The sequence below is a fragment of the Telluria sp. ZB4P36 genome, from assembly GCF_059685865.1.
Genome location: NZ_JCASIE010000004.1, coordinates 309573 through 330560, shown reverse-complemented (window position 1 = coordinate 330560; position 20988 = coordinate 309573). Strand labels below are relative to the sequence as shown.

At 66.2% G+C, this 20988-nt stretch carries 13 protein-coding genes; 4 read left to right on the top strand and 9 right to left on the bottom strand.

The window, feature by feature from the left end; genetic code table 11:
• Positions 1 to 42: 42 nt before the first annotated feature.
• From AC56LK_RS09090 to AC56LK_RS09075, 4 genes are all read right to left on the bottom strand, one after another.
• The gene (locus AC56LK_RS09090; protein WP_497184226.1) at positions 43 to 2985 is read right to left on the bottom strand and encodes a TonB-dependent receptor; all 2943 of its coding nucleotides are present in this window, start codon (positions 2983 to 2985) and stop codon (positions 43 to 45) included.
• Between the two features lie 121 nt (positions 2986 to 3106).
• Complete coding sequence (locus tag AC56LK_RS09085; protein ID WP_497184225.1) at positions 3107 to 4927, bottom strand: glycoside hydrolase family 28 protein; 1821 nt, start codon at positions 4925 to 4927, stop codon at positions 3107 to 3109.
• A 1-nt stretch (position 4928) separates the two neighbouring features.
• Positions 4929 to 6143: a BT3233 family polysaccharide utilization protein gene (locus AC56LK_RS09080; protein WP_497184224.1), complete on the bottom strand. Its 1215-nt coding sequence runs from the start codon at positions 6141 to 6143 to the stop codon at positions 4929 to 4931.
• 8 nt (positions 6144 to 6151) lie between these two features.
• Positions 6152 to 7564 (bottom strand): glycoside hydrolase family 88/105 protein, encoded by a 1413-nt coding sequence (locus AC56LK_RS09075; protein ID WP_497184223.1) that lies wholly within the window; start codon positions 7562 to 7564, stop codon positions 6152 to 6154.
• A gap of 180 nt (positions 7565 to 7744) precedes the next feature.
• Here AC56LK_RS09075 and garD point away from each other — a divergent pair, with 180 nt between their 5' ends.
• Genes garD through AC56LK_RS09055 form a run of 4 tightly spaced genes read left to right on the top strand, consistent with a single transcriptional unit; the run spans position 7745 to position 11911 of the window.
• Positions 7745 to 9286, top strand: a complete 1542-nt coding sequence (garD, locus tag AC56LK_RS09070; protein WP_497184222.1) for a galactarate dehydratase — start codon at positions 7745 to 7747, stop codon at positions 9284 to 9286.
• Between the two features lie 19 nt (positions 9287 to 9305).
• Positions 9306 to 10124 (top strand): NAD-dependent epimerase/dehydratase family protein, encoded by an 819-nt coding sequence (locus tag AC56LK_RS09065; RefSeq protein ID WP_497184221.1) that lies wholly within the window; start codon positions 9306 to 9308, stop codon positions 10122 to 10124.
• A gap of 3 nt (positions 10125 to 10127) precedes the next feature.
• Positions 10128 to 11003: an aldose 1-epimerase gene (locus AC56LK_RS09060; RefSeq protein ID WP_497184220.1), complete on the top strand. Its 876-nt coding sequence runs from the start codon at positions 10128 to 10130 to the stop codon at positions 11001 to 11003.
• Positions 11000 to 11911 (top strand): alpha/beta fold hydrolase, encoded by a 912-nt coding sequence (locus AC56LK_RS09055; protein WP_497184219.1) that lies wholly within the window; start codon positions 11000 to 11002, stop codon positions 11909 to 11911. Before AC56LK_RS09060 ends, AC56LK_RS09055 begins: the two co-directional genes overlap by 4 nt.
• A 12-nt stretch (positions 11912 to 11923) precedes the next feature.
• Here the strand turns inward: AC56LK_RS09055 and katG are convergent, their stop codons facing one another.
• From katG to AC56LK_RS09030, 5 genes are all read right to left on the bottom strand, one after another.
• Complete coding sequence (katG, locus tag AC56LK_RS09050) at positions 11924 to 14149, bottom strand: catalase/peroxidase HPI (RefSeq protein WP_497184218.1); 2226 nt, start codon at positions 14147 to 14149, stop codon at positions 11924 to 11926.
• Between the two features lie 134 nt (positions 14150 to 14283).
• Positions 14284 to 15078, bottom strand: a complete 795-nt coding sequence (locus AC56LK_RS09045; RefSeq protein WP_497184217.1) for a YdcF family protein — start codon at positions 15076 to 15078, stop codon at positions 14284 to 14286.
• Between the two features lie 106 nt (positions 15079 to 15184).
• Positions 15185 to 17029 (bottom strand): glycoside hydrolase family 28 protein, encoded by a 1845-nt coding sequence (locus AC56LK_RS09040; RefSeq protein ID WP_497184216.1) that lies wholly within the window; start codon positions 17027 to 17029, stop codon positions 15185 to 15187.
• A gap of 69 nt (positions 17030 to 17098) precedes the next feature.
• Positions 17099 to 19921 (bottom strand): TonB-dependent receptor plug domain-containing protein, encoded by a 2823-nt coding sequence (locus AC56LK_RS09035; RefSeq protein ID WP_497184215.1) that lies wholly within the window; start codon positions 19919 to 19921, stop codon positions 17099 to 17101.
• 330 nt (positions 19922 to 20251) lie between these two features.
• Complete coding sequence (locus AC56LK_RS09030; RefSeq protein ID WP_497184214.1) at positions 20252 to 20950, bottom strand: FadR/GntR family transcriptional regulator; 699 nt, start codon at positions 20948 to 20950, stop codon at positions 20252 to 20254.
• Between the last annotated feature and the right edge of the window lie 38 nt (positions 20951 to 20988).

The following is a 20988-nucleotide window of genomic DNA, read 5'->3' as shown; positions in this document are numbered from 1 at the left end:
CCCGCGCAAGCGCGGGCCGGAAAAGCACTGCAGGAGGTACCATCAGAACTTGTAACGCAGCCCCGCCAGGAACTCGCGCCCGGTGACGTTGTTCACCACCACGCTGTTACGTGCGCGGCTGATGAACTGGTCGTTGGCTTCGTTGGTCAGGTTGACGCCTTCCAGCGTGAACTCGAGGCGCTCGTTCCACTTGTACGAGAGCGACACGTCCACGTTGAAGGTTTCGTTCTTGCCTTCGACGTCGTTGTTGTTCTGGCCCGGCACGCGGGTGATGAACGAGGAACGCTTGGCGCCCGAGACGCGCGCGCTGAACTTGCCGTCATCGTAGTAGAGCGTGGCGTTCCAGGACTTCGGCGACAGGTTCAGCAGGTCGTCGACGATGCGCTCGTTGCTGGTCGGCGAGACCGCGTACTCGATCTTCGAGCTCACCTTGGTGTAGTTCAGCAGCGTGCCGAAGTTGCGGCCCCAGCCCGGCAGGAAGGTGAACGGCTGCTGGTAGTTCAGCTCGAAGCCCTTCAGCTTGCCGCCGTCGGTGTTGATCGGCGCGGTCACCTGGAACACTTCTTCGCCGTTGAAGTTGGCCGGCAGCAGCGACAGCGGCAGGCCGGTTTCGCGGAAGGGCACGTTGGTGCGCAGCGACTGGATGTAGGTGTCGATGTTCTTCTGGAACAGGCCCAGGCCGACGAAGGCGTTCTTGCCGAAGTAGTACTCGAAGCTGGAATCGAAGGTCTTGGCGCGGAAGGGCTTGAGCAGCGGGTTGCCGGTGTTGATCGTCAGCGTGCCGGTGGTCGAGATGGTGCCGCCCGGCGACAGGAAGCCCAGCTGCGGACGGGTCATCACCTTGGCCGCGCCGAAGCGGACGATGAAGTCCTGGGTCAGGTTGGCCGCGAGGTTAAACGAGGGCAGGGTGTCCTTGTACTCGTGGTTCACCTTCACCGCGGTGCCGCCGCCCGCCGCCTGGTAGCCGATCGCTTCCAGTTCGGTCTTCACGTGGCGCACGCCGAGGTTGCCGCGCACCGGGATATTCCACAGGTCGTAGCGGAATTCGCCCATCAGGTAGAAGCCGTCGTCGCGCTCGGTGACGGTGCGGTTGTTGCCGCGTGCGTTGCCGTTGGTGATCGAGGACAGGGTGAAGTCGCCCGGACCGCCTGCAGGGCCGGCCTTGATGCAGTTGCAGTAGATGTCGTAGGCGGCGGCGATGGCGGACAGGTTCGGAATCACCCAGCCGCTCGCGTTCCCGCCCGGCATATCGAGGCCCTTGCCGAAGCCTGTGACGGTCGTGGTCAGGCCCGCCGATCCTGCCGCGGGGGCGAAGATCGTGTCGTTCTGGTTCACGCGGCGGAATTCGTAGGTGTCCGACTCGTACTTCTTGCGGTTGAGGCCACCCTTGAACGTCAGGTGATCGCTGGCTTCCCAGGCCAGGTCGAACTGGCCGACGTCATTGACGTTGGTCGCGCCCTGCGGACGGATACGGATCTCGCTGCTGGTGGTGTTCGCGATGGTGTTCGGCTGGGTGCCGCTGCTGACTGCCGGCACGCCGATGATGCCGAGCGCGCCGTTGGCCGCCATCGGGTCGAACGGATAGCTGATCGCCGGCAGGCGGTCATTGCCGCGGAAGTCGATCGTATAGCCGTTCACGTTCAGCGCGTCCAGCGTGACGGTGGTCTGTACCGGGTTGCGGAACTTCGAGTTCGCGCGGCCGACCTTGGCGCTCATGCTCCAGCTGTCATTGAACTTGTGCTCCAGCGTCAGGGTCGGCTGGGTGAAGGTGGTGTTCAGTTCATCGAAGCGCGATTCCGAGCGGATGTCCACGCCGTTGTACCGGCCGTACAGGAGGGCGCCGTTCGGCGCGTACTGTGCCTCGACCACGCTCATCTGCGGCTTGCCGCCCTGGGTGGCGCTGCGGCTGAACGAGATCGCCTGCAGGAAGTCTTCCTGGCGCGTCGCATCCAGCTTCGAGTACAGCATGTCGAACGTGAGCAGGGTGCCGCGCTGCGGACGCCATTGCACCGAGGCGGTCAGGCCGAGGCGGTCCTGGTCGTGGGTGAGGCGGCCATAACGGGGCAGGCGCGGGTGGAAGTTGTTGACGTTGCTGGCCGCGTTGTAGGCGTCCGTGGCGGCTTGCGAGGCCGGCAGGCGCGGCACGCCCTGGGCCGCCGGACCGCAGGTGGTGGCGGTCGAGTTGGCCGGGTTGTTGGCGACGCCCATCGGAGCGCACCAGCCGCCCGACGAGGCGCCGTTGTCCCAGCGCACCGTGCTGAAGCCTTCTTCCAGCACGCGGCGCTTGGAGAAGGCGCCGGAGACCAGCACGCCGAGCGTACGGTCCATGAAGGTATTCGACAGCATGAAGGCGACGCGCGGATCGGTCTTTTCCGAGCCGTCGTTGTACTTGCCCTTGGCTGCGATGGTGGCGTTGAAGCCTTTCAGGTCGAAGGGGCGCAGGGTCTGCAGGTCGACGGTGGCGCCGAGCGAGCCTTCGTCGACGTCGGCCGAGGAGCTCTTGCGCACGGTGAGGGAGCTGAACAGTTCAGAAGCGAACACATTGAAGTCGAAGCCGCGGCCGCGGTTGGTGCCGCCCGAGCTGTCGGTACCGCCGGTGGTAGCCAGGCCCTCGATGCCGTTGATGCGCACGCGGGTGAAGTCCTGGCCCAGGCCGCGCACCGTGATGTTGCGGCCTTCGCCGGCGTCGCGGTCGATCACGACGCCCGGCACGCGCTGCAGCGACTCGGCCAGGTTCGTATCCGGGAACTTGCCCATGTCTTCAGACTTGATGACGTCGACGATGCCGTTGTCCTGGCGCTTGGCGTTGAGCGCGCTCTCGAGCGAGGCGCGCAGGCCGGTCACCTGGACCGTCTGGATCTGCGCCGGCGCAGCGGGGGTATCCTGGGCGAAGGCCGCGCCGATCGACAGGGTGGACACCGAGGCAGTGCCGAGCAGGCACAGAGTAAGGTGGCGTAAGGCGGCACGTTGCGGGTTTTGTTTCATGCTGTCTCCATGCGTTTTTAGCTAGATCTGGTCAGGCCAGTTTCCAGATTTTACGGCAATATTGACAGATGTGGTCAGGCCAATTCAAATAAATACATGAATTGGCCTGACCTATCCCGGATTAGGGATTGTTGGAAGACAAGGTCGTGTTATAGAGCTTGCCACCGATGGTGACCTTGTCGAGAGTGATCCCGGTGGCGTTGTGCAGGAACCACGGCTGGGCGCCGTTCTTCGGGGTGCCGAAGTCCGAATCGCTGATGCGCACGCGGGTGATCGGCAGGATCGGGGTGCTGGCCGGGCCGTTGAAGCTGGAGGCTACCGGCCCCAGCAGCACGAAAGCCTGGTAGCACGAGAACTTGCCCTTGCCCGTGTCGACATTGCCGGTGCGGATGCCGCGGATGTCGATGTCCGAGACCTGCGGCGGACGGATGCGCACCGCATCGTCGCCCGGCACGTAGTCGCAGTCGATCGTGATGATCGCGCCGGCGGTCGAGGCCACCGGCTGGGTGATTTCCTTCGCACCGTCGAGCGGCTTGTACAGCATCGGTTCGATCTTGACGCCGTTCGGGATGCTGACGTCGCGCACGTACAGGTGGCGCAGGAAGCCGCCCCGGTTCATGTTGGTCTTGAGGCGGATCGCGGTGTTCAACGGTTTCTTGGCCCAATGCGTGTTGCGGAACTCGAGCTGCTGCGCATAGACGTGCTCGATGCCGCCGGCCATCTCGCTGCCGAGGGTCACGCCGCCGTGCCCACTGTTCATGATGCAGCGCTGGATCACGATGTTGCGCGTCGGCCCATGCTGGGTATCGAGGTTCTTGCCGGCCTTGATCGCGATGCAGTCGTCGCCGTTGTTAAAGGTGCAGTCCTCCACCAGCACGCCGTCGCAGGCTTCCGGATCGAAGCCGTCGCTGTTCGGGCCCAGGCTTTCCATGTTCACGCCGCGCATCGCCAGGTCGCGGCAGTTCACCGGGTGGTGCAGCCAGAAGGGCGCGGCGTTCACCTGGTAGCCCTGCAGCAGCACCTTGTCGCAGCCGATGAACTCGATCATGCAGGGACGCAGGAAGTGGCCGCGGCCGAACACGCGGCGCGCCAACGGCACGCCGGCTTCCGACAGGGCCGGCAGGTAGCGCGAATCGGTTTGCCAGCCTTCGCCCTGGATCAGGTCGCGCTGCGCCGCCGGCAGCTTCGGCGCCACCTTCTCCAGCGGCAGGTTGGCCGGATTCGCTGCGATCTCGGTGCGGGTGCGCACGGGCGTGCCGCGGCCTTTCCAGTCCCACCAGCACTCGTCCGGCTTGTGCTCGAAAGGCACGCCGCCCTGGCCGTTCAGGATGCTGGTCCAGTCGGCGCCGGTCAGGGCGATATTGGTCTGCTTGTGGGCGTAGACCATCGGCGAATAGTTCAGGCAGTCGTTGCCCTGCCAGCGCGACAGGGTCAGCTTGCCGTTCGGGCCGCAATCGAATTCGCCGTGGCGTGCATAGTGTTCGGGATTGCTTGAAAAATGCACGCGGGCGCCCGCGGCCAGGTGCACGTGCACGTTCGAGCGCAGCACGATCGGACCGGCGCAGTACCAGTCGCCGGCGGGGATCAGGACCCGGCCTCCGCCCTTGGCGTGGCAGGCCGCGATGGCGGCCGCGATCGCCGGGTAGGCGTCGGGCGAACCGGGAGCGGGCGTGCGCACGGTGCCGTTAACCAGCGAGGCGACCTGTCCCTTGGCCTCGACCATGGTGCAGGGCTTCGCGCCGTAGGCCGTGATGGGGAAGTCTTCGTCGCGGAAGCGCAGCGGGGTGGCGAAGCGCGCGATGATGTCATTGGCGCGCTGCCAGGGATCGGCGGCAGTCATATTGGCACCCGGGATGGCGCAGCCGGCTCCGCCCAACAGCAGGCCGGCGGCAGGGATGGTGCGCAGCAGGGCGCGGCGGCGTGGCTGGAATCGCATCATCATCTCACTTCCCGGAAGTGAGCGTCACGCGCACCGGATTGCCGTCGCGTGCAGCGGTATCCTGCGCCAGGCGCTGCCACTGGGCGAGCGTGGTGATATCGCCGGCGCGGCTCCAGGCGCCGCCGGCGTAGTAGCGCAGCGGCTTGCCGGAACTGGCCTTGGCCAGGATCAGCTCGTTCAGATTGTCCTGGGTGAAGCCTTCCGCGCCGGGCAGTACCACCGCGGTGCCGAAGGCGCCATTGCTCTTCTGCTCGATCCACTGCAGCAGCACCGGGCCTTCGCGCTTGACCGTGATGACCGGGTCCTGCCCTTTGTCGCTCGGGTTCTTGTTCAGGCCCACCGCAACCGTGATCGGCTCGCTGCCCTCGTACTGGAAGCTGCTCTCGATGCGGTCGAGCTGACGGCCGGCGTCGACCGTGAAGCGCTTGACCTCACTCACCGGCTTGCCTGCGGCATCCCAGTTTGCGTAGTGCAGTTCGAAGACCGCACGCACCGGACCGTTGGCCAGCACCTTCCACGAAGCGTAGTTCACGCTGGTGTAGAGCTGCTTGCCGTCCCACACGCCGGTGCCGCCCGCGCCGCGCGACTTGCCGACCTGGTACATGTCCATGCCTTCACCCTCGTCCTTGTGGTAGTGGTCATGGCCCTTGTTGTACCAGCGGTCGACGATCGGATAGGGAACACGCTTGAACCACAGGTCCAGGCCGCTCGTGACCAGCACTTCCTTGCTCATGCCTGCTGGCGAGGGTGCGGCCAGGGCCGGGCCGTAGGTGCGGTGCGCCACCTTGTCGTTCTCCCAGGCGAAGTCGTCGAGGCGTTCCTGCACGTAGCGGGCATAGGCCTTCTGCGCGAACACCGGCGCCACCGTGTCGATCTTCTCGACGGTGAAGCTGGCCCTCTTCTCGCCCGGGGCGAAGCTGTGCTGGAACAGCAGTTCGCCGTAGGCGATGCCGTTACCCTCGGGATCCTTGGACAGCGGCGCCACATTGGTCACCTGGTAGGGCAGCAGGCGGCCCTTGGCATCCTTCACCGCGATCTTCTGGATCAGCGCGCCCGGCAGCGCGGCGTTGACATCGCTCCAGGGAATCGAGATCGTCTCGGACGGACGGGCGATGGACAGGTCGTGCTGGACGGTGACGGCCAGCTTCTCGGCCGCGTAGGCGTTCAGCGATGCGGCGCTCGTGGTAAATGCGGCCGCTGCAAGGATCAGTCGTTTCATGTGTCGCCTCAGTGATGTTCGCGGTAGTCGGTCTTGCCGCCCTTGGGCAGGTAATGATAGGTGCGGACCTTGTGCTGGATCTCGAAAGCCGGATTGTTCATCAGCTTGATGATTTCGGCGCCGGCCAGCAGGGTCGGACCGTAGCCGTGCAGCGCGTGCACGCTGGTGGGACGGTTGTAGTAGTAGACCATGTCGCCGGCGAGCGTGGTGCCGACGCAGGTGCCTTCCACTTCGCCCCTGGCGTTGATGCGGGTCGACAGGCCCAACCAGCCGGCCTGCGCGATCGAGCCGTAGGTGGTGGGGCTGACCCAGCCCTGGTTGACCGCATGCGCGATCACGTAGGTGAAGATGGCGCTGGCCGAGGTCTCCAGGTAGGAGTCGTTCCGGTCCAGCATCTGGTGCCACAGGCCGGTGCCCGACTGCAGTTCGGCGATGCCCTTGATCGAGGCGCGCAGCTGGTTCAGCACCTGCGGATACCCCGGGTGGTCCTTCGGCAGCACGTCGAGCAGGTCGGACATGGCCAGCACCGCCCAGCCGTTGGCGCGCGCCCAGTAGAAGCGCGGCGCATCCTGGTGGTTGGCGTGCCAGCCGTGGGTATACAGGCCGAGCTGCGGGTTGAACATGCGCTTGGTCATGCCCATCACGTTGTTGACGGCGTCGTCGAAATGCTTGCGGTCGCCGGTCAGGCGGCCCATCTCGGCCAGCGCCGGGATGCTCATGTACATGTCGTCGGCCCACAGCGACACTTCCTGCGGACGCTTGCGCGCCATGGTGCCGTCTTCCAGGCGGAACTGCTTGTTGATCACCCAGTCGCTGCAGGCATCGATCATGGGCTTGAGGTCAGGTCCGACCTTGGCCAGGCGTGCGCGGATCAGGGCGGCGCACATCGAGCCGGAATCGTCCAGGGAGCGCGGGTCGAGGAAGCGCGAGAAGCTGTTGGCCCGTTCGAGGCGGAACTTCTGTTCCTGGGCGCGGAAATAGGGAAGGGTCTGGGAGAAGAACTGGAAGTGGCGCTGGGTCATCGCCGTGAAGCTCTGGTCGCCGGTGGCTTCGGCCGCCTTCAGGAGGCCGGAGTGGACCACGCCCATTTCATACACCTGGATGCCGTAGTCGCCTTTGCTGGGCTCGAAGATGGCATCGGCGTTCGGCGTCTTCAGGTCGGTGATCTGGTCGCCGGTCTTCTTGCTGATGATGCGCGTCGGCGTGGCGCTGTCCATGTAGGCGCGGATCGACTTGAGCTGGGCCGTGACTTCCGCCACCACCGGCTTCTTGTAGGGCACCGGGTAGGTGCCCTCTGCCGCGTCCTGCAGGTTCTTGTTGTCGGTGTTGCGGTAGTGGCCGCCCTGGGCCAGGGCGGGGCCGCAGGCGAGGGCGCATCCTAATACAGTGGCAAGCGAAGCTGCCAGCAGGGTCGTCTTCATATGTCTCCGGTGTGCGGATTTGTCCGCTTCGTTCGTCTTACTAGGTATACAGCTGCGTTTTGACTAGGTTTTGGTCAGGCCATTCTAATTTGGTCGGGCCAAAATCGCAAGGTGGACTAGCCACTGTGCGGAGTTGTATGGCATACTGAAAAAGAACCTACCGACCAAGGCACGACCATCATGACCTCCCAAGTTCCGCGCACCATCCGCATGCAGGCCAGCGACAACGTCGCCATCGTCGTCAATGACGGCGGGCTGCCCGCGGGTACCGTCTTTCCGGACGGGTTGACCCTGCTCGAAGGCGTGCCTCAAGGGCACAAGGTGTCGCTCGTGGACCTGGCGGACGGCGATGCCGTCATCCGCTACGGCGTGACGATCGGCTACGCCAATGGCGCCATCCCGCGCGGCAGCTGGGTGTCGGAGCGCGTGCTGCGCATGCCGGCGGCGCGCTCGCTCGACGACCTGCCCATCGGTACGCGTGCGGTGGCGGCGGTCCAGGACCTGGAAGGCCATACCTTCGAAGGTTACCGCAACAAGGACGGTTCGGTCGGCACCCGCAACATCATGGCCATCACCAGCACCGTGCAATGCGTCTCGGGCGTGATCGACTACGCGGTCAAGCGCATCAAGGAAGAGCTGCTGCCGCGCTACCCGAACGTCGAAGACGTGGTCGCGCTCGAGCACGTGTACGGCTGCGGCGTGGCGATCGACGCGCCGGGAGCCGAGATCCCGATCAAGACCATCCGCAACCTGTCGCGCAATCCGAACTTCGGCGACAGCGTGATGGTCGTGAGCCTGGGCTGCGAAAAGCTGCCGCCGGCGCGCCTGTTCCCGGCCGGTTCCATCCCGATCGGCAATGCCGCCCCGTCGGTCGTCACCCTGCAGGACCAGCAGCACGTCGGCTTCATGTCGATGATCGACAGCCTGATGCAGACCGCCGAGAAGCACCTGCAGGAACTGAACGCGCGCCAGCGCGTGACCTGCCCGGCGTCCGACCTGGTGGTCGGCGTCCAGTGCGGCGGCAGCGACGCCTTCTCCGGCGTCACCGCCAACCCGGCCGTCGGCTTCGCCACCGACCTGCTGGTGCGCGCCGGCGCCGCCGTGATGTTCTCCGAGGTCACCGAAGTCCGCGACGGCATCGACCAATTGACCGCGCGCGCCGCGACGCCCGAGATCGCCCAGGCGATGGTGCGCGAGATGCAGTGGTACGACGATTACCTGGTGCGCGGCGGCGTCGACCGCAGCGCCAACACCACGCCCGGCAACAAGAAGGGCGGCCTGTCGAACATCGTGGAAAAAGCCATGGGCTCGATCGTCAAGTCGGGCACCACGGCCATCACCGGCGTGCTGTCGCCGGGCGAGAAGCTGCAGCAGAAGGGCCTGATCTACGCCGCCACCCCGGCCAGCGATTTCATCTGCGGCACCCTGCAGATGGCCGCCGGGATGAACGTGCACATCTTCACCACCGGCCGCGGTACCCCCTACGGCCTGGCGGCGGTCCCGGTCATCAAGGTGGCCACCCGCACCGAGCTGGCCAAGCGCTGGCATGACCTGATGGACGTGAACGCCGGGCGCATCGCCAGCGGAGAGGGTACTATCGAAGATGTGGGCTGGGAACTGTTCCGCCTGATCCTCGACGTGGCCAGTGGGCGCAAGACCTGGGCCGAACACTGGAAACTGCATAATGCGCTGGCGCTGTTCAATCCTGCGCCGGTGACCTGAACCGATTAGGAGTTTTAGCATGACCGAAGCTGCAAAGGGCAAACCCTTCAAACGTATCCTGCTGACCGGCGCCGCCGGCGGCCTCGGCAAGGTGCTGCGCGACCGCATCAAGCCCTGGGCGGAAGTGGTGCGCCTGTCCGACGTCGCCGACATGGGAGAGGCGCGCGAGGGCGAGGAAATCGTCCAGTGCGACCTGGCCGACAAGGAAGCGGTGCTCAAGCTGTTGGAAGGCGTGGACGCGGTGCTGCACTTCGGCGGCATCTCCACCGAAAAGCCCTTCGAGCCTATCATGCAGGCCAACATCCTCGGCGTGGCCAACCTGTATGAAGCCCTGCACAAGGCTGCTACCCGCCGCGTGATCTTCGCCAGCTCGAACCACGCAATCGGCTACCACCACGTCAACACCGTGCTGGACGCGAATTCGCCGACCCGCCCGGACAGCTACTACGGCCTGTCGAAGGTCTTCGGCGAGCAGATCGCGCGCTACTACTACGACCGCTTCGGCATCGAGACCGTCTGCATCCGTATCGGCTCGAGCTTCCCGGAGCCGGCCAACAAGCGCATGATGAGCACCTGGTTCTCCTACGACGACCTGGTCGAGATGCTGCGCTGCTCGCTGTTCGCGCCGCGCGTCGGCCACACCATCGTCTACGGCATGTCCGACAACGACAGTGTCTGGTGGGACAACCGCCTGGCCTCGCACCTGGGCTACAAGCCGAAGGACAGCTCGTCGAAATTCGCGCACCTGTTCCCGGATACCTCCGAGTTCCCGGCCAAGGACGACGTCACCACGATGTACCAGGGCGGCAAGTTCTTGCTCGACGGGCCGCAATACTGACCCATGCTCGACCGGCTCACGCTGCGCAACGCCAGCCTGCTGGCGGAGGTCGTGCCCCAGGTAGGCGGCGGCCTCGCGCGGCTGGACTGGCTGCGCGGCGGTGAAGCCCGGCCGCTGTTGCGCGGCCTGCCGCCCGAGGTCACCGACATGCCGCTGCCCGGGCAGCTGGCCTGCTTCCCCCTGTTGCCGTGGTCGAACCGGATGGCGCCTTCGGGCTTCGCCTTCGAAGGGGCGCGCCACATACCCGTACCCAACCGTGCCGGCGAGCCTTGTCCGATCCATGGCGACGCCTGGCAGCAGCCCTGGCGCGTGGCGGCGCACGTCGACACTTCCCTGACCCTGACGCTCGACCGCCGGGACGCCGCGCCCTTCGCCTACACGGCCGAACTGCACTACACCCTGGCCGAGGATGCGCTGGTGGTGGAGCTCAGCATATGCAACGCGGGACCGACCACGCTGCCCTTCGGGATCGGCCTGCATCCATGGATGCCCGATCCGCAGGGCGCGCGGCTGGAGGCCGGCGCCAACAGCGTGTGGATGGCCGGGCCGGACAAGCTGCCGCTCATGCGCCAGGACATTCCCGCCCACTGGCGCTTCGACAAGCCGGCACCCTTGCCGCGCGAAGGCGTCGACAACGTATTCGAGGGCTGGCATGGTGCCGCCCGTATCATCTGGCCCGAACGCGGCCTGGCACTGGAGGTACAGGCCGACATGGACTACTTCATCCTTTACGTTCCGCCGGGGCGCGACTTTTTCTGCTTCGAACCGGTGGACCACCCGATCAATGCGCACAACCTGCCGGGCTATCCGGGCCTGACCGCACTCGCGCCGGGCGCCACGCTGCGGCGCCGTTGCGTGTTCCGGGGAGAGGCGCTGTGAAGCGGCTGACCGTGGGACTGCTCCTTGGCCTGGCCATGACGGCCGCCGCCGCCCAGGCGCCGTACAATGCCGAGACGACTTACCGCAAGCTGGTCCGCGACTATCCCGATATCCGGATCGCCGGCGCCGAGGTCGCCGCACCGGTCCAGGTACGCAAGGACCTGGTGTACCTGCAGCGCGACGACCTGTCGCTCGCGCTCGACCTTTACCTGCCGGGACCGGTCGGCAAACCCGTGCCGCTGGTGATCCTGGTGCATGGCGGCGGCTGGGCCAGCGGCCAGCGCAGCAACCTGGCGCCGCTCGCTGCCCGGCTCGCCGCACGCGGCTATGCCGCCGCCACCGTCAGCTACCGCCTGTCCGGACAGGCGCGCTATCCCGCGGCAGTCAATGACGTGAAGGAAGCGCTGCGCTGGCTGCGCCAGCATGCCGGCAGCTTCGGCCTCGATCCCGCGCGCGTCGCCATCGCCGGCGGCTCGGCCGGCGGGCAGATTGCCTCGCTGGTCGGCATGACGGAGCCGCAAGCGATCCGCGCCGTGGTGAACATCGACGGCCTGTCCGACTTCACCACGGAAGCCGCACGCCAGCATGAGGACGACCCGAACAAGAAGCCCTCGGCCGCAGGCGCCTGGTTCGGCGGGCGCTATGCCGAGAAAGCCGCGCTGTGGCGCGAAGCCTCGCCCATCACTCATGCCGGCAAGGACAGCCCGCCGGTGCTGTTCATCGTCAGCGGCGTGCCGCGCTTCTCGGTGGGGCGCGAGGCAATGGCGGACAAACTGGCCGCGCACGGCATCCATACCGATACCGTCGCGCTGCCCGGCACCCCGCATTCGTTCTGGCTGTTCGATCCGTGGCTGGCGCCCACCGTCGATGCGATGGCGCGCTTTCTTGAGCGCGTGCTCGGGCGGTAGCGGCGCGCGCGCTCAGGCCGCTTTTGGATACCGCAGGTCGAAGCGGTCGAGCTCCATCACCTTGGTCCACGCCTTGACGAAGTCCTGCACGAAGTGGGCTTCGCCGTCGCGGGCGGCATAGACTTCCGACAGCGCACGCAATTGGGCGTTGCTGCCGAAGATCAGGTCGGCCAGGGTGGCGGTCCAGCGGCGTTCGCCCGTCTTGCGGTCGCTTCCCTCGAACAGGTGCTGGCTGCCTTCCACCCGCTTCCAGGCGGTGCGCATGTCGAGCAGGTTGGTGAAGAAGTCGGGCGTCAGCGTGCCTGGCCGTTCCGTGAAGACGCCGTGCCGGACGCCGCCGCTGGTGGCGCCGAGGGCGCGCATGCCGCCGACCAGGGCGGTCATTTCCGGCGCCGTCAGCATCAGCAGGTTGGCCTTGTCGAGCATGGCGTTGGCCACATTGCCTTCGGCCCCAGCCTTGACGTAGTTGCGGAAGCCGTCCACCGCCGGTTCCAGCACCTCGAAGGAGTTGACGTCGGTCTGTTCGGGCAAGGCGTCGGTGCGGCCTGGGCGGAAGTTGACCTTGACCTCATGGCCGGCCTGCAGTGCGGCCGCTTCCACCGCGGCGCAGCCGCCCAGTACGATCAGGTCGGCCAGCGATACCCGCTTGCCGTTGGCAGCAGGCGAGCCATTGTATTCCTGCTGGATCGCTTCCAGCTGCTCCAACACCTGCGCCAGCTCGGTCGGGTCGTTTGCCTCCCAGTCCTTCTGGGGCGCCAGGCGGATGCGGGCGCCGTTGGCGCCGCCGCGCAGGTCGCTGCCGCGGAAGGTGGAGGCCGAGGCCCAGGCCGTCTTCACCAGCTGCCTGATCGACAGGCCGGACTGCAGCACCCTGCTCTTCAGCGCCGCGATGTCGACGTCCTCGACCAGCGGGTGGTCCACGCTCGGGAGCGGATCCTGCCAGATCAGGTCTTCCTGCGGCACCAGCGGGCCAAGGTAGCGCAATTTCGGCCCCATGTCGCGGTGCGTCAGCTTGAACCAGGCGCGCGCGAAGGCGTCGGCGAATTCCCCGGGATTGGCCAGGAAGTGGCGCGCGATCTTCTCGTAGGCGGGATCGGCGCGCAGCGCCAGGTCGGCCGTGGTCATCATCGGCTGGTGGACCTTGCCGGGGAGGTGGGCGTCGGGTACGTTGCGGCCGGCATCGCCCTTGGGCTTCCACTGGTGGGCGCCGGCCGGGCTCTTGGTCAGCTCCCACTCGAAGCCGAACAGGGTCTCCAGGTAGCTCATGTCCCACTGCGTCGGCGTCGCCGTCCAGGCGCCTTCCAGGCCGCTGGTGATGGCGTGCGGCCCGATGCCGCTTTCGTAGCTGCTCTTCCAGCCCAGGCCCAGCTCCTCGATGTTGGCGCCTTCCGGATCGGCCGTCAGGTGCCGGGCGGGTCCGGCGCCGTGGCACTTGCCGAAGGTGTGGCCGCCGGCGACCAGGGCCACGGTCTCGACGTCGTCCATGGCCATGCGGCCGAAGGTGTCGCGGATATCGCGGGCCGAGCGTGCCGGGTCCGGCTCGCCGTTGGGACCTTCGGGGTTCACGTAGATCAGGCCCATCTGCACCGCGGCCAGCGGCTTGGCCAGCTCGCGCTCGCCGCTGTAGCGCTCGTCGCCCAGCCAGGTCGATTCGGGGCCCCAGTCGATCGGCAGCGGCTCCCAGATATCGTCGCGCCCGCCGCCGAAGCCGAAGGTCTTGAAACCCATGGATTCGAGCGCCACGTTGCCGGCCAGGATCATCAGGTCGGCCCACGACAACGTCTTGCCGTACTTCTGCTTGACCGGCCACAGCAGCCTGCGCGCCTTGTCGAGGTTACCGTTGTCGGGCCAGCTGTTGAGCGGGGCGAAGCGCTGCTCGCCCGAGCGGGCGCCGCCGCGGCCGTCGAAGATGCGGTAGGTGCCCGCCGAGTGCCAGGCCATGCGGATGAAGAAGGGCCCGTAGTGGCCGTAGTCGGCCGGCCACCAGTCCTGGGAGTCGGTCATCAGGGCATGGAGGTCGGCGATGACGGCGTCCAGGTCGAGCTTTTGGAATTCTTTCTTGTAGTCGAAGTCTTCCAGCATCGGGTCGCCGAGCCTGGCATGCTGGTGCAGCACGCCCAGGTTCAGTTGGTCGGGCCACCAGTGGGCATTGGTGCGCGTCTGCCGGGGCTTGTTGCCGTGCGCGACAGGACACTTGTACTCCGATTCGGCACTCTGCAAATCCGGTTTGTCGTTCATGTTGCGGTCTCCCTCATCGTGGATAGGTGGTCAGGGGCCTGACTCGTGCACGCTAGGATAGAGCGTCGATCTCGACATTTCCAATTGGGCTTTTGTATAGGCACGATAGCAAGATGCCGTCTGCGGGGCGTAGCTCATCCCCCCTTGTTTCCGAAGCGCAGCCGGTACCACGCGGAGCCGATCAGCTCGTAGATCGCATACCAGGAACGACGCAGTCCCTCGGCACTGGGTATCCAGGCGCCAGGTCCCAGCGGCTGGGTGGTGAAGAACATGGTCGGCGCATCGACGACATCGAGGCCGGCCTGCGCGAATGCGCGGCGGGCACGCACCATGTGCATGGCGTCCGTCACCAGGAGTATGCGTTTGACGCCTTGTGCGCGCAGCAGCGCGGCGCTGTAGCGTGCATTCTCGCCGGTGTCGCGCGAGCGCCTCTCGGTCCACGCGACCGGGACACCGAAGTCTTCACGCAGTGCCGCGGCCATGGCATCGGCCTTCGTGTACACGCGGTACTTGGCTTCGAGCTCCTCGCCGCTGGCGCCATTGCCGCCGCTGACCAGGATCGGCAGCCTGGTGCGCCGATGCAGGTGCGCCGCATAGCGCAGGCGCGCCAGCGCGATGTAATCCGGGATGTCACGGCCGCCGTATTCGGGGGCACGGGATACCTTGCCGGCAGCGAGGACGACGATCGCCTGTGCGCCGGCCTGCTCCGGCGCCCTTAGCGGAGTGGTTTCCCGTTCGAGCGGTGCGGCGAAGAAGTGTGCGCCGATGGATGTGGAGACGAAGGCAAGTGCCGCCAGGGCCGTGCCGGCGAGGATGCGTCCGGCGCGCGGCCAGCGGCGCCACATCAGCAGGCCGATGGCGATCAGCAGGAACAGGCTGGACGGCGGAAGGATCAGCTCGCGCGGAATCGCATTGACAAGATCGAACATGGGCGTAGGAAGCGTATAGCGCGACGCGCTGGCGCCGCGAGTAGAGTCGGGTGGAAAACCCGACCATTATCCTACGTCCGCTGCGCGCCCTGCCTTTCCTTGCAGATCAGGCCTGCAGCGTGGTGTTGTAGACCTTGCCCGCGATGCGCACCTTGCTCAGCCTGACGTTGCGGACGTTGTGGATGAACCAGGGCTGGTCCGCGTTCACCGGCGTGCCGAAGTCGCAGTCGGTGATGGTCACGTCGCGGATCGGCAGGATCTCCGCCGGCTTGTCGCCGTTGTAGTCGAAGGCGACGGGGCCGAGCAGCAGCAGCGCCTGGTAGCAGGAGCGCGGCCCGTCCTTGGTGGCGACGTTGCCGACCCTGACGCCCGAGATGTGGATGTGCTCCACGACCGGCGGGCGGGTGCGCACGTTGTCCGCATTTGGCGCATAGTCGCAGTCGAAGGTGATCACGGCGCCGGCCCCGGCTCCCACCGACTTGGGCTGGATCGGCGAGCCCGGAAGCGGGGTGTAGAACTGCGGCTTCAGGTTGACGCCGTTCGGCATGCTCACGTTGCGCACGTAGAAGTGACGCAGGAAGCCGCCCCGGTTCATGTTGGTCTTGAGGCGGATCGCGGTATTCAGCGGATCCGTGGCCCAGTGCGTGTTGCGGAACTCGATGTCCTGCGCGTACACGTGCTGGATCCCGCCCGACATCTCGCTGCCCAGGGTCACGCCGCCGTGGCCGCTGTTCATGACGCAGCGCTGGATCACCACGTTCTGGGTCGGGCCGAACTGGGTGTCGAGGTTCTTGCCGGCCTTGATCGCGATGCAGTCGTCGCCGCTGTTGAAGGTGCAGCCGTCCACCAGCACGGTATTGCAGGCTTCCGGATCGAAGCCGTCGCTGTTCGGGCCCATGCTGTCCATGTGCACGCCGCGGATCTCCAGCCTGCTGCAGTTGACCGGGTGGTGCTGCCAGAACGGCGACTGGTTCAGCTGGTAGCCCTGCAGCAGCACGTTGGTGCAGCCGATGAACTCGACCATGCAGGGGCGCAGGTAGTGGCCGCGGCCGAACACGCGCTTCGCCACCGGCACGCCGGCTTCCGACAGGGTCGGCAGGTAGGCTTCGTCGGTGCGCCACTTGTCGTTCTTGCCTTCCATGAGCGCGACCTGGGCCTCGTTCAGGTTCGGGGCGAGGGCCCGGATCGAGGCCGGGTTGGCCGGGTTCACGGCGATCTGGGTGCGCTGCTGGTTGGGGCTCTTTCCCGCCACGCCCTTGCGCTTGCCCTTCCAGTCCCACCAGGTCTCGCCATCGGCGCGCGGCACGCCGCCCTGGCCGTCCAGGATGCTGGTCCAGTCTTCGCCGGTGAGGGCGATGTTGGTCTGGCCATAGGCGTAGACCATCGGCGAATAGTTCAGGCAGTCGTTGCTCTGCCAGCGCGAGATCACCAGCTTGCCGTTGGGACCGCAGTCGTAGTCGCCGTATTTCGCGAAGTCTTCCGGATCGTTGCTGAAGTAGACGTGGGCGCCCTTCGCCAGGTGCACGTTGACGTTCGATTTCAGGACGATCGGACCCTTCACCAGCCAGTTACCGGCCGGGATCACGACCCGGCCGCCGCCCGCCGCGCTGCAGGCGGCGATGGCCGCCGCGATAGCGGCATGGCAGTCCCTGGCGCCCGGCGCCGGGGTGCTGAGCTTGCCCTCTTCGTGGTCGGCGACATAGCCGGTGACCATGATCGCCTCGCAGGGCTCGGCGCCGTAGGCGGTGATCACGAAGTCGCGCTTGGGGAAGACCAGCGGCTTCTTGAACTGGTCGATGATGCCCAGGGCGCGGGCCCATGGATCGTCCTTGGCGGACGTGCTGGACTTCGTGGCGGCGAGTGCCGGGCCGGCGACCGTCAGGCCGGCCACCGATGCCGATGCGGCGCGCAGCAGGGAACGGCGCTGCGGGTTGATCTGTCTGGTGCTCATGTCGTCTCCGGGGTTCTTGGAAAGTGCAGGGCAGCCTTGCAGCCACCCTGGGTTCGTCACGGATGACGCTTAGAACGTGTAGTCCGCACGCACCGTGAAGGCGCGCCCGATCGGCTTGGCGATGTTCTGCGCAAACACGACACGCGAGGACAGGCGCTGGTTCGACAGCGGCGGATCGGTGTCGAACAGGTTGTTCACGCCGGCGCCGACCTTGAAGTTCTTCGAGAACTTGTAGGTGGTCGACAGGTTGTACACGCGGTAGGGTGCGATCACGTTGTAGAACGGCTGGCCCCGCTGCTGGGTCGGCAGGGCGTTGGTGTCTTCGTAGCTCGACGAGTACTGCTGCGTCAGCTGGGCGAAGAAGGGACCGTAGTTCCAGTTCACGCGCGCCTGGTGCTTCCACTTGAAGATGTAGGTGTTGGCCGAGGTGGAGCCGGTGGCCAGGGCGCCAATCCTGCCGACGCTGTCGACCCAGGGACTGCCGACGTCGTTCTGGCCTTCGTACTTGTCGGTGTAGGTGCCGTCCATCGAGAAGCCGAAGCGGCCCCACTTGCTGGTCGGCAGCGCGTAGTTCAGGCTGAGGTCGATGCCCTGGGTCTTCAGGCCGCCCATGTTCAGGCGCGTCTTCGTGATGTACTGCAGCGTACCGTCCGGGTTACGCACGAACAGGTCCTGGTAGCGCGCCAGGTTGTCGAAGATGGAATCCTCGTTGATCTGGGCGATCGTGCCTTTCATGTCGATCTTCCAGAAATCGACGGTGGCAACGAAGTTCTTGACCGGTTCGACCACGAAGCCGACGGTGTAGGTCTTCGACTTTTCCGGCTCCAGGTCCGGGTTGGCGCCGGTGAGCGTGGTCAGGCGCGTGTTGCAGACGCGCTCGGCGTCGAGCCCGAGGCCGGCGTAACGCGGATCGGTGGTCAGGGTACCGGAACCGGCCACGTTCGGGGTGGCGCTCGGGCACAGCAGCGGATCGTCCCAGCTCGAGGTCGACGGGGTCAGGGTACGCGGAGTGCCGTACAGCTCGGGCAGGGTCGGCGCACGGAAGCCGGTGCTGACCGTACCACGTACCATCAGCTGCTTGAGCGGCTGATAGCGGAAGCTGGCCTTCGGGTTGAAGGTCGAGCCGAAGTCGCTGAAATGGTCGCCGCGCACCGCGAAGTTCAGGTTCAGCTGTTTCGTGACGGGCGCGTCGAGTTCGGCGTACAGGCCGGCGACACGGCGCGCACCCCTCGGGTTGTTGCCCGGCGTGCCATTGACCCGCCAGACCACCTCGTCGCCGATCATGGTCGCGTTTTCCTCGTAGGTCTCGCGATGCCAGTCGCCGCCGACGGCCAGGCCCAGTGAGCCGCCCGGCAGGTCCATCAGCGTGCGGCTCAGGTTGAAATCGACACCGTAGTGGCGCACGTCGGCCACGCGGAAATCCTGGCCATCGGCCGAGATGCTGTCGAGGTAGGCGCGGCCGGCCGCATCCTGCGCGCCGAACGGGTTCAGGATGCCGTTGGCGACACCGGCGTAGACGGCCGGAGTGCGCACGAAGTTTTCCTTGAAGCCGGTGTCGCGGTGGCTGTATCCATACGATCCGCCGACGCGGTAGTCCCAGCCCTTGAATTGACCTTCGTCGGCGACGACCAGGCGGCCGTTTTTCTGCACGTCGTGCAGCTTGGCGGCGCCCAGCTCGTCCAGGCTCCAGGTCAGCGCCAGGTCTTCGCCGTTCAGGCCGGCCACGGCCGGCACGCCGCCGCTGCCGCCCGGGTACCACTTGCTGGCCTTGGTGATCATCAGCGGCTTGCGCGACGCGGTCAGGACGTCATAGTTGGTATTCGCGCCGAACGGCTGCGGCGGGCTGATGGCATCGATGTAGGAGCGCGACAGGTTCAGTTCCACCGTCAGCACGCCGCCGTCGCCATGGGCCAGGCTGCCCTTGGTGAACAGGGTGACTTGCTGGTTTTCCGGCAGCAGCTGCGGATAGATGGTCGGGTCGGTGATGCAGGTCTTGCCGCCGTTGGCATTGGTGCGGGTCGAGGGCACCGTGGTCTGGGGCAGGCCCGGCGCCACGCAGCCGGCCGCGAAATACGGATTGCCCGTGATGTTGGCCGACTTGCCGTTGCGGTAGATCGTGTAGTTCGCGGGCGATGCCGAGCCGCCCGAGGTGTTCGCGGTGAACGGGTTGCCGCCGAGCGCAGCCAGCTTGACCGGGTCCCAGATGTTCGGGCGGTCTTTCTGCATCAGCGATTCGCGGCGCTGGGCGCTGAAGGCGGTGTAGACGTTCCAGCCGTCGGTCGCCATGTCGCCCTTGCCGGCGATGAGGGTCACGCGCTTCTGGTCGCCGCCGCCGGATTGTTGCGGCTGCACGGTGCTGGCGTGGATGCTCACGTCCTTGACCGATTGCTTGGTGATGAAGTTGACCACGCCGGCGATCGCGTCGGTGCCGTACAGGGCCGAGGCGCCGTCGCGCAGCACTTCGACGCGCTCGATGGCGGCCATCGGAATGACGTCGACGTTGACCGAACTGGCGCCCAGCGCCTCGTTCGCCAGGCGGCGGCCGTTCAGCAGGACCAGGGTACGGTTGGTGTTCAGGCCGCGCATGTTGATCATGGTGCCGCCACCGCCGCCGCCAACCGGCTCGTTGGTTGCGGCAACGGTCAGGGCCACCGCGACTTCCGTCATCGTGGTCAGGCCCTGGTTGGTCAGCTCTTCCGCCTTGTAGGTGGTCAGCGGCAGGGCGTTCTCGGTGGCGAGGCGCTTGATCGAGGAACCGGTGACTTCGACGCGCTGCATCGGCGCTTCCTGCGCCGCTGCGGTAGTCGTCATGGTGAGCACTGCGGCAGCGACTGCCGACAGAAGGAAGCGCGGCTGGGCCAGGCGCGGCCCGGTGATTCTCTGGTGTTTCACTGCATGTCTCCTGCTTAAATCGTCGAGTGCGTCCGGTGTCGTCCTGGATCGCGTGGTCCATGGTCAGCGCTGTGGTTCGGGGGCAGCCTGGTCATTCAGAGGCGCCAGGAAGGATATTCAGCGGATGATGGGAGTTGCCGATTCTACTTTGGTCTGACCGCTTTCGCAATCTGGACGTGCCACTTATTTTTATTGGACTGTAAATACGCGCTAACTGGTCGAGCCAATTATTGAAAAATTAATGTTGCGCAGCATGCGGCGGCGCGCTGGACGAGGCAGCGCGATATGAGGCGGGAGAGGGGACGGCCGGAACGGCGTCCCGGCGGATGATCAGCCGCGCGAGAAGGTGCGGGTCACGCGGTCGAGGTGGGCGCGCATGGCGGTGCGGGCGCCGGCCACGTCGTGCGAGGCGATGGCGGCGAAGATGTTGCGGTGGTCGATCAGGGTCTGCTGGCGCAGTTCCTCGGTCTGGAAGTGCTCTTTCAGCTTGTGCCAGAGCGAGCCGCGCTGGCTCCACAGGTATTCGATCACGCCGACCATCGCGCTGTTGCCGGTGGCGCGTGCGATCGCCAGGTGGAAGTTGCGGTCGGCCGATTCGTTGCCACTGCGTTCTTCGTGGTGCTGCTCCATCTCTTCGACCGCGCGCAGGATGGCGTCGATGGCCGAATCGCTGGCATGTTTCGCGGCCAGCGCCGCCACCTCGACCTCGATCAGGCGGCGTGCGGCCAGCACTTCGAAGGGGCCGGGGCCGGCGGTCGGCACTTCTGCCTGCGGCCTGGCCTGTTCGCTGACGTAGACCCCCGAGCCGCCGCGCACTTCGACCGTGCCGCCCAGTTCGAGGGCGATCAGGGCTTCGCGCAGCGAGGTGCGGCTGACACCGAGCTTGGTCGCCAGCTCGCGTTCGGCCGGCAGGCGCTCGCCCGGCTGGATGTTCTCGGCGCGGATCAGTTCTACGATCTTGGCCGAGACCACCCGGTACAGCCGCGGCTCGTTGGCGCTGGTGTCGTTCAGCGCAGCGGTTTTCTTCATCGATGGTCCATCTGGATAATTGGTGGCCGAAGCCAAAC

Excerpts from the sequence above, each read along its gene's own strand:
- AC56LK_RS09090 (WP_497184226.1), bottom strand. The coding sequence starts at position 2,985 with ATGAAACAAAACCCGCAACGTGCCGCCTTACGCCACCTTACTCTGTGC.
- AC56LK_RS09085 (WP_497184225.1), bottom strand. The coding sequence starts at position 4,927 with ATGATGATGCGATTCCAGCCACGCCGCCGCGCCCTGCTGCGCACCATC.
- AC56LK_RS09080 (WP_497184224.1), bottom strand. The coding sequence starts at position 6,143 with ATGAAACGACTGATCCTTGCAGCGGCCGCATTTACCACGAGCGCCGCA.
- AC56LK_RS09075 (WP_497184223.1), bottom strand. The coding sequence starts at position 7,564 with ATGAAGACGACCCTGCTGGCAGCTTCGCTTGCCACTGTATTAGGATGC.
- garD (WP_497184222.1), top strand. The coding sequence starts at position 7,745 with ATGACCTCCCAAGTTCCGCGCACCATCCGCATGCAGGCCAGCGACAAC.
- AC56LK_RS09065 (WP_497184221.1), top strand. The coding sequence starts at position 9,306 with ATGACCGAAGCTGCAAAGGGCAAACCCTTCAAACGTATCCTGCTGACC.
- AC56LK_RS09060 (WP_497184220.1), top strand. The coding sequence starts at position 10,128 with ATGCTCGACCGGCTCACGCTGCGCAACGCCAGCCTGCTGGCGGAGGTC.
- katG (WP_497184218.1), bottom strand. The coding sequence starts at position 14,149 with ATGAACGACAAACCGGATTTGCAGAGTGCCGAATCGGAGTACAAGTGT.
- AC56LK_RS09045 (WP_497184217.1), bottom strand. The coding sequence starts at position 15,078 with ATGTTCGATCTTGTCAATGCGATTCCGCGCGAGCTGATCCTTCCGCCG.
- AC56LK_RS09040 (WP_497184216.1), bottom strand. The coding sequence starts at position 17,029 with ATGAGCACCAGACAGATCAACCCGCAGCGCCGTTCCCTGCTGCGCGCC.
- AC56LK_RS09030 (WP_497184214.1), bottom strand. The coding sequence starts at position 20,950 with ATGAAGAAAACCGCTGCGCTGAACGACACCAGCGCCAACGAGCCGCGG.